This is a genomic window from Rhizobium sp. FKL33, assembly GCF_005222915.1.
Lineage (GTDB): Bacteria > Pseudomonadota > Alphaproteobacteria > Rhizobiales > Rhizobiaceae > Rhizobium_E.
Genome location: NZ_STFX01000031.1, coordinates 185,867 through 198,259 on the forward strand (window position 1 = coordinate 185,867; position 12,393 = coordinate 198,259).

At 61.9% G+C, this 12,393-nt stretch carries 12 protein-coding genes; 10 read left to right on the top strand and 2 right to left on the bottom strand.

Annotated elements, in window-relative coordinates; translation table 11 throughout:
- The first annotated feature begins 29 nt into the window (after positions 1–29).
- The 4 genes from metA (at position 30) to ubiG (ending at position 3,801) form a co-directional block, all read left to right on the top strand.
- Entirely contained in the window at positions 30–971 is a 942-nt protein-coding gene (metA, locus tag E8Q41_RS19010) for a homoserine O-succinyltransferase (protein ID WP_137157127.1), read from the top strand.
- A gap of 51 nt (positions 972–1,022) precedes the next feature.
- Complete coding sequence (locus E8Q41_RS19015) at positions 1,023–1,745, top strand: hypothetical protein (protein WP_137157128.1); 723 nt, start codon at positions 1,023–1,025, stop codon at positions 1,743–1,745.
- Position 1,746: 1 nt separating this feature from the next.
- Positions 1,747–2,937, top strand: a complete 1,191-nt coding sequence (locus E8Q41_RS19020; protein WP_137157129.1) for a VWA domain-containing protein — start codon at positions 1,747–1,749, stop codon at positions 2,935–2,937.
- A 114-nt stretch (positions 2,938–3,051) separates the two neighbouring features.
- The gene (gene ubiG / locus E8Q41_RS19025; RefSeq protein WP_137157130.1) at positions 3,052–3,801 is read left to right on the top strand and encodes a bifunctional 2-polyprenyl-6-hydroxyphenol methylase/3-demethylubiquinol 3-O-methyltransferase UbiG; all 750 of its coding nucleotides are present in this window, start codon (positions 3,052–3,054) and stop codon (positions 3,799–3,801) included.
- A gap of 82 nt (positions 3,802–3,883) precedes the next feature.
- Here ubiG and secA read toward each other — a convergent pair whose 3' ends face one another.
- Complete coding sequence (gene secA, locus E8Q41_RS19030) at positions 3,884–6,583, bottom strand: preprotein translocase subunit SecA (protein WP_137157131.1); 2,700 nt, start codon at positions 6,581–6,583, stop codon at positions 3,884–3,886.
- A 240-nt stretch (positions 6,584–6,823) separates the two neighbouring features.
- Between secA and E8Q41_RS19035 the strand changes: the two genes are divergently transcribed.
- The 5 genes from E8Q41_RS19035 (at position 6,824) to E8Q41_RS19055 (ending at position 10,605) form a co-directional block, all read left to right on the top strand.
- The gene (locus E8Q41_RS19035; RefSeq protein WP_137157132.1) at positions 6,824–7,678 is read left to right on the top strand and encodes a peptidylprolyl isomerase; all 855 of its coding nucleotides are present in this window, start codon (positions 6,824–6,826) and stop codon (positions 7,676–7,678) included.
- 97 nt (positions 7,679–7,775) lie between these two features.
- A complete protein-coding gene (argJ, locus tag E8Q41_RS19040) occupies positions 7,776–9,017 on the top strand; it encodes a bifunctional glutamate N-acetyltransferase/amino-acid acetyltransferase ArgJ (protein ID WP_137157133.1) in 1,242 nt (413 codons plus the stop codon).
- Positions 8,998–9,777: a GNAT family N-acetyltransferase gene (locus tag E8Q41_RS19045; RefSeq protein WP_137157134.1), complete on the top strand. Its 780-nt coding sequence runs from the start codon at positions 8,998–9,000 to the stop codon at positions 9,775–9,777. Before argJ ends, E8Q41_RS19045 begins: the two co-directional genes overlap by 20 nt.
- Positions 9,774–10,190: a (deoxy)nucleoside triphosphate pyrophosphohydrolase gene (locus E8Q41_RS19050; protein WP_137157135.1), complete on the top strand. Its 417-nt coding sequence runs from the start codon at positions 9,774–9,776 to the stop codon at positions 10,188–10,190. The genes E8Q41_RS19045 and E8Q41_RS19050 overlap by 4 nt, the downstream gene beginning before the upstream one ends.
- A 97-nt stretch (positions 10,191–10,287) precedes the next feature.
- The gene (locus E8Q41_RS19055; protein ID WP_137157136.1) at positions 10,288–10,605 is read left to right on the top strand and encodes a hypothetical protein; all 318 of its coding nucleotides are present in this window, start codon (positions 10,288–10,290) and stop codon (positions 10,603–10,605) included.
- A 55-nt stretch (positions 10,606–10,660) separates the two neighbouring features.
- Here E8Q41_RS19055 and E8Q41_RS19060 read toward each other — a convergent pair whose 3' ends face one another.
- On the bottom strand, positions 10,661–11,545 hold the full coding sequence (locus E8Q41_RS19060; RefSeq protein ID WP_137157137.1) for a methyltransferase domain-containing protein: 885 nt from the start codon (positions 11,543–11,545) through the stop codon (positions 10,661–10,663).
- Between the two features lie 58 nt (positions 11,546–11,603).
- Between E8Q41_RS19060 and E8Q41_RS19065 the strand changes: the two genes are divergently transcribed.
- Positions 11,604–12,386 (top strand): ComF family protein, encoded by a 783-nt coding sequence (locus E8Q41_RS19065; protein ID WP_137157138.1) that lies wholly within the window; start codon positions 11,604–11,606, stop codon positions 12,384–12,386.
- Positions 12,387–12,393 lie beyond the last annotated feature (7 nt).

Consider the following 12,393-nt stretch of genomic DNA (forward strand, 5'->3'; position numbering starts at 1 on the left):
TTTCGACGCCGGCGTTAAGGAGTGCCCCGATGCCCATCAAGATTCCTGATCAACTGCCCGCTTTCCAGACTCTCGTTCAGGAAGGCGTGCCTGTGATGACCGATTCGGTCGCCATCCGGCAGGACATCCGTCCGCTGCAGATCGGTCTTCTCAACCTGATGCCCAACAAGATCAAGACCGAGATCCAGATCGCCCGTCTGGTCGGCGCGTCGCCCCTGCAGGTCGAGCTGTCGCTGGTCCGCATTGGCGGACACAAGTCCAAGAACACGTCCGAGGATCATCTCCTGTCCTTCTACAAGACCTGGGACGAGGTGAAGGACCGCAAGTTCGACGGATTCATCATCACTGGCGCGCCGGTGGAACTGCTGGACTACGAGGACGTCACCTATTGGGACGAGATGAAGGCGATCTTCGACTGGACGGAAACCAATGTCCATTCGACGCTGAACATCTGCTGGGGGGCGATGGCCGCCATCTATCACTTCCACAAGGTGCCGAAATATACGCTCACGGAAAAGGCCTTCGGCGTTTACCGCCACCGCAATCTCAATCCGGCCTCGCCCTATCTCCTCGGCTTCTCCGACGATTTCGCAGTGCCGGTGTCGCGCTGGACGGAAGTGCTGCGCAAGGACATGGATCCTAAATCCGGCCTCGAAGTGCTGATGACCTCGCATGAGACAGGCGTCTGCATGGTGGCCGAAAAGCGCGGCAACCGGCTCTATATGTTCAATCACGTCGAATATGATTCCACCTCGCTGGCGGATGAATATTTCCGCGATCAGGCGGCGGGCGTGCCGATCAAGCTGCCGGAGAACTATTTCCCGGACAATGATCCATCTAAGCAGCCGCTCAATCGTTGGCGGAGCCATGCGCATCTCCTGTTCGGCAATTGGATCAACCAAGTCTATCAGACGACGGAATATGATCTCAACAACGTCGGAATAGCTGCCAAATTGAAGGAGGAGGCGTAACGCTGGATGGTCGGTAGGAGCGATTATTGGCGAAAAGACAGCTACGATCAGATGGACAAGGTTGTCGATAATCTTGCCAAAGGCGCTTTCGCAGACCTTTATTCCGATTATATCCAATATCTTAAATTGAGACGTCAGGGGTTGAGGAAACAATCCCTGGCGTTCGCCGAAAAGTTCATCTCTTCCTATGAAGACGATCCATTCGAAATCCGGCAAAAAGTCTGCTGGGAATTGTTCGAGTGCACCGAGCCCTATTGGGACTCGTGGCCCGGAGGGCGTGGTTGGTTGTTTCCAGGCAATATCGAGAGAAAGTTGATTTCTCCGATGTTCGAGGAGTGGCGACAAAGAGAGCCTAAGAACGCCAATGTTTGGCTCTACCCACTCGGCGGATATCTGGAATGGCGAACTGATGTCGCATTCATGTTGGAGCCGCACAATCCGCGATGCCAGTTCGCGGAACTTACGCGCGTTGGAGCCGCAATAGGTTTCGCCGTGCACGAGCTCGATCACTTGGGATACATTCTCGCTTCCACTACCGAATTTTCCGAGCTGATTGCCGCATTGACGGCGGTGACGGAAGCCATCGGCGTCGATTTGAGCGTTGCTGCTCATGAAACTCTGGTTTGGCTACGTGCCTTGCGTGAGGTACAGGCTGAAGTGGATGATGATTTGAGGCCCGCGATGAGGTCGCGTGGGATCATTCGGCCGGAAAGTACGTCATTCTATGCACCTCTCCGGTGGTATCGTGACGCACCGCGTCTTTGGAGCCGCTGACATGTTCCTGCCCTTCTTCCTCGAACTCAAATCGGCGCAGGTCCCGGTCACGCTCCGGGAGTATTTGACGCTGATCGAGGCGATGAAGGAGGGCGTGGCCGATTTCGACGTCGAAGCCTTCTATTATCTCGCCCGCGCCGCGCTGGTGAAGGATGAACGCTTTATCGACCGTTTCGACCGTGTGTTCGCCCATGTCTTTCGCGGCGTCGTCGGTCAGGGAGACGCCTCAGGCGAGGCGAGCGGCCCTGTCGATCTGCCGGAGGAATGGCTGCGGCGGCTCGCCGACCGGCATCTGTCGGAAGAGGAGAAGGCGCTGGTCGAAAGCCTCGGCGGCTTCGACACGCTCATGGAGACGCTCAGGCAGCGACTCTCCGAGCAGAAGGAGCGGCATCAGGGCGGCAATAAATGGATCGGAACCGGCGGAACATCGCCTTTCGGCGCCGGTGGCTACAATCCCGAAGGTGTGCGCATCGCCCAGAAGGAAAGCCGGCATCGCAAGGCGGTCAAGGTCTGGGACGAACGGCATTTCCGCAATCTCGACGACACGGTCGAGCTCGGCACGCGCAACATCAAGGTGGCGCTGAAGCGCCTGCGGCGCTGGGTACGGGATGGCGCCGCCGAAGAGCTTGATCTCGACGGCACCATTCGCTCTACCGCCGAACATGGCTGGCTCGACATCCAGACCCGGCCGGAGCGGCGCAACCGGGTGAAGCTGTTGATGTTCTTCGATATCGGCGGCTCGATGGACGATCACGTGAAGGTTGCCGAAGAACTGTTCTCGGCGGCGCGTTCGGAATTCCGGCAGCTCGAATATTTCTACTTCCATAACTGCCTTTATGAGGGCGTGTGGAAGGACAATCTGCGCCGGCGGGCCACGGTCATCCCCACCGACGAGGTGCTGCGCACCTATGGTCCCGACTACAAAGTGGTGTTCGTCGGCGACGCCGCCATGAGCCCCTATGAGATCAGCATGGCCGGCGGTTCGGTGGAACATTGGAACCGCGAGCCGGGCGCCGTCTGGCTCGACCGGGTGACGGGTCATTTCCGCAAATGGGCCTGGCTCAACCCGCTGCCGGAAAGCCAGTGGGGCTATACGCAGTCGATCGCCATGATCCGGCAATTGTTCGCCGGCAAAATGTATCCGCTGACGCTGGGCGGACTTGAGGCTGCGGCAAAAGAACTGTCGCGTTGAGAACCTGTCGATCTTGACTTCGGGCCTTACAAGGCCGAACTGACACTCCTGCGTATAAGGGGCGAAAGCCTCACGCCGGCGAGAGCGCCGGCGCCGGAACGAAGGAGCGTCGCGATGACCGAAGCCGCCAAGACCACCATTGATCAGTCCGAAGTCGATCGCTTTTCCGCCATGGCGGCGGAATGGTGGAGCCCGACCGGCAAGTTCCGGCCGCTGCACAAGTTCAACCCGGTCCGCATCGAGTATATTCGCGACAGGGTGTCGGCGCATTTCGGCCGCGATCCCAAGGCGCATCTGCCGCTCAATGGGCTTCGTGTGCTCGATATCGGCTGCGGCGGCGGACTGCTGTCCGAGCCGGTGGCGCGGATGGGCGCCAGGGTCGTCGGCGCGGATGCGTCTGAAAAGAATATCGGCATTGCCCGCACTCATGCCGAACAATCCGGCGTCACCGTCGATTATCGCGCCGTCACCGCCGAACAGTTGGCGGCCGAGGGCGAACAATTCGACGTCGTTCTCAACATGGAAGTGGTCGAGCATGTCGCCGACGTCGCTTTCTTCATGGAAACCTGCGCGTCGCTGGTCAAACCCGGCGGGCTGATGTTCGTCGCCACGATCAACCGCACGCTGAAGGCGGCGGCGCTCGCGATCGTCGGCGCCGAATATGTGCTGCGCTGGCTGCCGCGCGGCACCCATCAATATGAGAAGCTGGTGCGCCCCGAAGAAATCGAAGCACCGCTCGGTTTGGGCGGCATGACGGTGACCGAGCGCACCGGCGTGTTCTTCAATCCGCTCCAGAACCAGTGGAACCTGTCCAAGGACATGGACGTGAATTACATGCTGCTGGCGGAAAAGAAGGCCTACTGAGCCGCTTATCCAAACTCATTCGGTAAAACAACGGCCCCGAAACGGATGTTCCGGGGCCTTTTCATTGGCGATGTCTCGGATCTCAAACCGTCTCGTAGGACCCGTGGCAGTGCTTGTATTTCTTGCCCGATCCGCAGGGGCAGGGTTCGTTGCGGCCGACTTCGCCCCAGGTCGAGGGATCGTTGGGGTCGCGACGGATCTCGGTCGCCCGGAAGCCGCCTTCGCTGAAATCGTCTTCGCCGGTCGAGGCGTCGATGTGATGGCCTTCCATCGGCGGCAGATCGGGCTCCGGCGCGCTCTGTGCGAGTTCGACCCGCATCAGCTGGCTCACCACGGTGTTGCGCATATTGGCGAGCAGAGCCTGGAAGAGTTCGAAGGCCTCCTGCTTATATTCCTGCAGCGGATCGCGCTGGGCGTAGCCGCGGAAGCCGACAACCGAGCGCAGATGCTCCAGATTGACGATATGCTCGCGCCAGAGATGATCCATGGTCTGCAGCACGATCGACCGTTCGATATAGGTCATGAGATCGGCGCCGAAACGTTCCGCTTTGTCCTTCATGACCGCATCGGCGGCTTCCTTGACGCGCTGGACGATGTCGTCTTCGGCAATGCCTTCTTCCGCCGCCCAGGCGTCGACGGGAAGGTCGAGCCCGAGCGTGTCGCGGATTTCCTGGCGAAGGGCTGCGACATCCCACTGTTCGGCATAGGCGCGTTCGGGAATGTGCTTCTTGGTGACCACCTCGATCACCTCGTCGCGCATGTCATCGATCGTCTCGGTGACGCTCGAAGCTTCCATCAGTTCGAGGCGCTGCTCATAGATCACCTTGCGCTGGTCGTTGAGCACGTCGTCATATTTGAGGAGATTCTTGCGGATGTCGAAGTTGCGGGCTTCGACCTTCTTCTGGGCGCGTTCGAGCGCCTTGTTGATCCACGGATGGATGATCGCTTCGCCTTCCTTGAGGCCGAGCTTCACCAGCATCGTGTCCATGCGCTCGGAGCCGAAGATGCGCATCAGATCGTCCTGCAGCGACAGGAAGAATTTCGAGCGGCCCGGGTCGCCCTGACGGCCGGAGCGGCCGCGCAGCTGGTTGTCGATGCGTCGGCTTTCATGGCGCTCGGTGGCGAGCACGTAAAGGCCGCCTGCGGCGAGCGCCTTTTCCTTGAGAACCTTGATCTCGTCGCGAATCGCCTGTTCCTGCGCGTCGCGTTCAGGCCCTTCCGGAACCTCGGCGAGTTCGCGGGCGATACGCATGTCGACATTGCCGCCGAGCTGGATGTCGGTGCCGCGGCCGGCCATGTTGGTGGCGATGGTCACGGCGCCGGGCACGCCGGCCTGGGCGACGATGAAGGCTTCCTGCTCGTGATAGCGGGCGTTCAGGACCTGGAAGTCCTTGACGCCTTCGCGGCGGAGCAGTTCGGCGAGCAGTTCCGACTTCTCGATCGAGGTCGTGCCGACCAGAACGGGCTGGCCCTTGGCCTGCGATTCCTTGATGTCGGCGATGATCGCCTTGTATTTCTCCTCGACGGTCCGGTAGACCTCGTCGTCCTCGTCGATGCGCTGGATCGGCACATTGGTCGGCACTTCGACGACTTCGAGATTGTAGATGTTGCCGAATTCTTCCGCTTCCGTGTTGGCCGTGCCGGTCATGCCGGCGAGCTTGGAATACATGCGGAAATAGTTCTGGAAGGTGATCGAGGCCAGCGTCTGGTTCTCGGGCTGGATCTGCACCTTTTCCTTGGCTTCGAGCGCCTGGTGCAGGCCTTCCGAATAACGGCGGCCCGGCATCATGCGGCCGGTGAATTCGTCGATGATCACCACTTCGCCGTTGCGGACGATGTAATCCTTGTCGCGCTGGAACAGCTTGTGGGCCTTCAGCGCATTGTTGATGTGGTGGACGATCGCAACATTCTCGACGTCATAGAGCGACTCGCCCTTGAGATGACCGGCGGCGCGCAGGAGGTTTTCCAGCTTTTCAGTGCCGCCTTCGGAGAAGTTCACCGAACGCTGCTTCTCGTCGATCTCGTAATCTTCTTCCGACAGCTGAGGAATGAAGGCGTCGATGGTGTTGTAGAGTTCCGAGCGGTCATCGAGCGGACCGGAGATGATCAGCGGCGTGCGCGCTTCGTCGATGAGGATCGAGTCCACTTCGTCGACGATCGCGAAATTGTGTCCGCGCTGGACCATCTGGCCCTTCTCGAACTTCATGTTGTCGCGCAGATAATCGAAGCCGAGTTCGTTGTTGGTCGCATAGGTCACGTCGCAGGCGTAGGCCGCGCGGCGCTGCTCGTCGTCCAGGCCGTGGACGATGACGCCGGTGGTCAGGCCGAGAAAGCCGTAGACCCGGCCCATCTGGGCGGCGTCGCGCTGGGCGAGGTAGTCGTTGACCGTCACCACATGCACGCCCTTGCCGGAGAGCGCGTTGAGATAGACGGGCAGGGTCGCCACCAGCGTCTTGCCTTCGCCAGTCTTCATTTCGGCGATGCCGCGCTCATGCAGGATCATGCCGCCTGTCAGCTGCACGTCGAAGGGGCGCATGCCGAGGACGCGGCGCGCTGCTTCGCGGGCCACGGCGAAGGCGGGGGCGAGAATGTCGTCCAGCGTCTTGCCGCCGGCGATCTGCTGCCGGAACTCCGCCGTCTTCGCCTTGAGCGCCTCGTCGGAAAGCGCCTTGATCTCGGCTTCCAGCGCGTTTACGGCGGCGACGCGGACTTTGTAGGAGCGGATGCGGCGATCGTTGGAGGAGCCGAACAATTTACGGGCGAGCCCGCCGAGACTGACCATGCCTATGGTCCTTTCTGAACTGTCTTCTTTGTGCGGAGGTTTCGGCGTCTCAAGAATTAAGCCGTAAAAACGTTCCGCTGCGCCGCATTCTTCTTCAGCGCAAACCCGCGAGACAGATAAGAGGGGGCTTGTGGTCTGTCAACGGCAAGCGCTGGCGCGCCCGCTTTTCCGATTGCCTTTTGGCTCGAAAAATGCAAATCCCGGGCCCTGTTTTTCCCTTTGTGCCAGAATGGTGAGAAGATGTTTCGCAAAGGCCTGCTAGCCGCTACTGCTTTGACCGCCCTGCTGATCGCCTCCAACGGGGCGTTCGCCGAGGATGCGGCGAACCCGGTGATCGCCACCGTCGACGGCGTCGACATCACCAAAGCGGATCTCGATCTCGCCGAGGCCAATATCGATCCGCAGCTGGCCCAATTGCCCGCCGAGCAGAAGCGGCTCGCCGCGCTGTCCTCGCTGATCGACGCCAAGCTGATCGCCGGCAAGGCCAAGGGCGAGAAGCTCGACGAGACGCCCGAATTCAAGGAGCGCGTCGCCTTCATCGTCGATCGCGAACTTCACAACGCCTATTTCAAGAAGCATGTCGTCGACGCCGTGAAGGAAGAAGACGTCAAGGCTCGCTACGACACTGAAATCAAATCGCTTCCGAAGCAGGAAGAAGTCCACGCCCGCCATATCCTGGTGAAGACCGAGGACGAGGCGAAGGCTGTGATCAAGGCGCTCGGCGAAGGCAAGGATTTCGCTGAACTCGCCAAGGAAAAGTCGACCGATCCGAACAAGTCCGACGGCGGCGACCTCGGTTATTTCCGCAAGGGCCAGATGGTGCCGGAATTCGAAACCGCCGCTTTCGCCATGCAGAAGGGCGAAGTCTCCAAGACCCCGGTCAAGACCCAGTTCGGCTGGCACGTGATCAAGGTGGAAGACAAGCGCATCGCCCCGCCGCCGCCTTTCGATCAGGTCAAGGACCAGGTTCGTCAGATCATCATGCGCGACAAATATCTCGAGCTGATCAAGACGTCCAAGGACGCCGCCAAAATCGAGGTCAAGGACCCGGCGCTGGCCAAGGGTTACGCCGAAGCCAACAAGCCGGCCAAGTAAATCAGATGAGAAAAGGCGCCTTCCTGGGCGCCTTTCGCCATCCGGCCTTCAAATCCAGACCCTAGACTGGGAAAAGTCCCTGCAAAGAGAGGTCCCCATGTCGCACGCCGTTTCGCCCCTCGCGCCCAAGTCCTATGCCGATATGCCCGTCATCGAGGGCGTCCGTATGGCCACCGCCGAAGCCGGCATCAAATACAAGAACCGCACCGACGTGCTGATGATGGCGTTCGACGAGCCCGCCACTGTCGCCGGCGTCTTCACCCGTTCCAAATGCCCTTCGGCGCCGGTGGATTTCTGCCGCGCCAATCTGCCGCATGGCAAGGCCAAGGCGCTGATCGTCAATTCCGGCAACGCCAACGCTTTCACGGGCAAAAAGGGCAAGGCGGCCACTGCGCTCACCGCGCAATCGACCGCCGCCGCGCTCGGCGCTGAGGAAAACGAGATCTATTTGGCCTCGACCGGCGTGATCGGCGAGCCGCTCAACGCCGACAAGATCGCCGCCGTTCTGCCGGATCTCGCGTCGCGCCTGACGGGGGACTTCTGGTTCGAGGCCGCCAAGGCGATCATGACCACCGACACCTATCCGAAGGTGGCGACCCGCAGCGCCAGGATCGGCGATGCGACTGTGACCATCAACGGCATCGCCAAGGGCGCCGGCATGATCGCGCCCGACATGGCGACGATGCTGTCCTTCGTCGTGACCGACGCGGATCTTCCGGCCGATGTGCTGCAGGCGCTTCTTTCCAGGGGCGTCGGCCCAAGCTTCAATTCGGTGACCGTCGACAGCGACACCTCGACCTCCGACACGCTGATGCTGTTTGCAACGCGCGCCGCCGGCAAGCGGGGCCAGGCGTCCGTGACCTCTGCGACCGATCCCGATCTCGCCGATTTTGCCGCGGCGCTCGACAGCCTGCTTCTCGACCTTGCCCATCAGGTGGTCTGCGACGGCGAAGGCGCGCGCAAGATGGTCGAAGTCACTGTGTCCGGCGCGGTCAGCGACGAGAGCGCCAAGAAGGTCGCGCTGTCGATCGCCAATTCGCCGCTCGTCAAGACCGCTGTCGCTGGCGAAGACGCCAATTGGGGCCGCGTCGTCATGGCGGTCGGCAAGTCGGGCGAGCCCGCCGATCGCGATCTGCTCGAAATCAGCTTCGGCGACATCCGCGTCGCGGTGGAAGGTGAACGGGACCCGGACTACTCCGAAGAGGCGGCGTCCGCCGTCATGAAGAAGGACAAGATCCCGGTGCGCGTGAACCTCGGCCTCGGCTCGGGCAAAGCCACTGTCTGGACCTGCGACCTGACCAAGGAATATGTTGAGATCAATGGCGACTATCGCAGCTGACGGGAAGACCCTGCCTTTGGTGCGACGGCTCGAGGCCGTGGGCTTCCGCGCATGGCCCGCCAAATCCGTCTCTTTCGACGGCAGCTGGCAGCTGCGCATCACGCCCGGTCATCCCTCCAAGCGCCTGAACAGTCTGGTGCCGCTCGATCCGTTCGACAGCCGCGACATGACGGAGCGGTTGCGACAGGCGGAAGCGCGGTTTCTGGCTGAAGGCGTGACGCCGACGGTGCGGCAATCGCCGCTCTGCCCGCCGGCGCTTCTCGACGTGCTGGCTTCAGAAGGCTGGACGCGGGGATCGGAAACCCATGTGATGGGGGCCGATCTCGACGCCCTCGATCTCAATCACGGCATGGATCACCTGCCGAGCCATGATATCCGCCGCTTCTCCGAAGCCTGCGTGGCGATCGACGACGGTCGGGAGGCGGACGCCGAGGTGATCGGCTCGATCATCGAGGCGATCGAACCGACGGCAGGGCTTTTCCTACTTGAAGACGCCCAGGGGCCGAGCGCGGTGGCGATCTGCGTGCAGGACAATGATCTTGCCGGCTTGCAACAGGTCGTGGTGCGCCGGGATCTGCGTCGTCAGGGTCTGGGACGGGAACTCGTCGCCGGCGCCCTGCGTTGGGCGCGCCTGCGCGGCGCGCGCAAGGCCTGGCTGCAGGTTATCGCCGCCAATCACGGCGCGGTCGCTCTCTATGAGACTATGGGCTTCAGCGTGATTTACGACTACGCCTATTGGCGCAAGGAGAGCGCGGCATGAGCGAGGCCGGAAAACGGATCATGCTCGTGGCCGCCTGCGCGCTGATCGACGCCGACGGACGGGTGCTGCTCGCCCAGCGGCCGGAAGGCAAGTCGCTCGCCGGTCTCTGGGAATTTCCGGGCGGCAAGGTGGAGCCCGGCGAAACGCCCGAGGAAACGCTGGTGCGCGAATTGCGCGAGGAATTGGGCGTCGAGACCAAGGTCCCGTGCCTTGCGCCGCTCACCTTCGCCAGCCACAGCTATGACGATTTCCATCTGCTGATGCCGCTCTATGTCTGCCGCCGTTACGAAGGCATCGCCCGCGGTCTGGAGGGCCAGGCGGTCAAATGGGTGCGCGCCAAGGATCTGCGCGACTATCCCATGCCGCCGGCGGACGATCCGCTTGTGCCATTTCTGGTCGATCTTCTGCCATAACGGCCTGTGGAATAACCATCTGTTAAGACTCTGTTTAGCAAGCGCTGGCATTATCGATCCGGTAACCAAATCGGACCTATGACAGGCTTGAGTGAACATGGACGACGATTTCTTGAGAGAGTCCCGTGAAGGGGATTTTGTCGACGAGCGCCGCAATCGCATCGGAGCCGTCAATGTCGCATTGCTGTTCGGCACCGCTGCTATCGCACTGTCGCTGATCCTGACCCCGATCGTGTCGCAGAAGAGCGACGAGATGCAGGCCGGCGCGACGCTCGGCTATGACGACATCAAGACGGGCTCGATCCCCACCGGCGACGGCAAGGTCAAGCGCTACACGATCCGCCGGTCGGTGCTGCAGGACAATCCCGGCGACGTCTGCATCATCGATCAGAACGGCCTGCGCAACGGCTGCTGATCCGCCTTCACCGGATTTGAGACGCAGCGGCCCGGCTCGAAGCCGGGTTTTTGATTCAGGGTTCCTTGTCGTCCGCCGCTTGCGCCGCCTGGCGGATCGCATCTTCCAGCCGCATCTTGGCGGAGCCGGGACGCAGCGGTTTCTGCTGGCTGTCATGCGGCGCCCAGCCGGACAGGAAGATCAGCGAGAATGTCGCGCGGATGCGGCCGTCCGGATCGGAATATTTCTCCTGGTAACGGCGCGCCGCCTCGATGAAATAGCGGCGCGACACGGGCGCGCGAGACCGAGCCGCCAGGCTGCTGGTCATGCCCATCGCCCGGAGGTCCGCCATCAGCGCCAACAGGGAATCATAGCGGACTGTGTAATTTTCGACATCCGCCACCGGCAAGCTGAAGCCGGCCCGCTGCAGAAGCGCGCCCAGCGCGCGGACTTCGCCGAAGGGGACGACGCGGGGGCTTGCGCCGCCATGAAGCGCGATGTCCGTTTCGATCAAGACATCGTTGAGCTCCGAAAGCGTGCCGACGCCGGGGATCGCCGCCATGAAAAAACCATCCGGCTTCAGCGCCCGGCGGATGCGGATCAGGCTGCCGGGGAGATCGTTGACGAGTTGCAGACAGAGCGGCGCAATCACCAGATTGACGCTTTCGGCTTGGATCGGAACATCCTCGAAACTGTTCGCAATCACCGAGGGATGCGCCTCGGGAGCGACCTCCACGGTTTTCAGCATCCCGATCTTGCCGGTGGCGAGGCACGCGCCCGCTGCCGCTCCTGTTCCGCCGAACAGTTCGATCGCCTCGTCGAAGCGGCGTTCTATCGCCGACAGCCTGAGCGACAGTTCCTCTGCGGCGAGATCGAGCAGAAAGCCTGCCTTGGGATCGAAAGCGCGGGCTGCGCGACGCCGGCGCTTTACAGCGAGATCGGGATCAATCAGTATTTCCATCGTCAGCTACTCTCGTGGATTGGCGGCACAGTCACCAAACGCCGGGCGAAGTCAAGCGATGTGGAGGGTGTCAGGCTCCTGGCGCGATCTCGGTCGCGCCGCGAAGGAAGCCGGCGGATGGTTGAGCCGTTCCGCCGCCGATCTTTTCTTTCCGCCGACATGCCCGGCCTGCGGGCGGTTGACGATGAGCGGCGGGGCGCTGTGCGCCGGCTGCTGGTCGCAAGTCCGCTTCATCGAAAAACCCTATTGCGACATTCTCGGCAGTCCCTTCAGCCATGATCTCGGCGATGGCGCGGTGTCGGCGGACGCCATCGCCCATCCACCCGATTTCGGCCGACTGCGCTCTGCCTGCCTGTTCGATGGCCCGGCGCGCGACTTGGTGCATGGGCTGAAATATCGCGACCAGACCGAGCTCGCGCCGATGATGGCGTTATGGATGGCCCGGGCCGGGGCGGAGCTCATCGCCGCCTCGGATGTCTTGCTGCCCGTGCCGCTGCATCGCCGGCGCATGCTGGAGCGCCGCTTCAATCAGGCGGCCGAACTGACGCGCGCCTTGTCTGGCGTCGCCGGCTTGCCCATGCTGCCGGACGCCGTCATGCGCATCCGCAACACCCGCCATCAGGTCGGGCTCACGCGGCTCGGCCGCGACGCCAATGTGCGCGGCGCCTTTCGGCTGAGGGACGGCGGCGCAAGCCAGATCTTCGGCCGCCGGATCCTGATCGTCGACGATGTCTACACGACCGGCGCCACGGTCTCCGCCATCGCCCGGCTGCTTGCGCGCAGCGGGGCGTCCGAGGTCAATGTTTTGACCTTTGCAAGGGCCTTGCCGGACACTATATGACGGACAG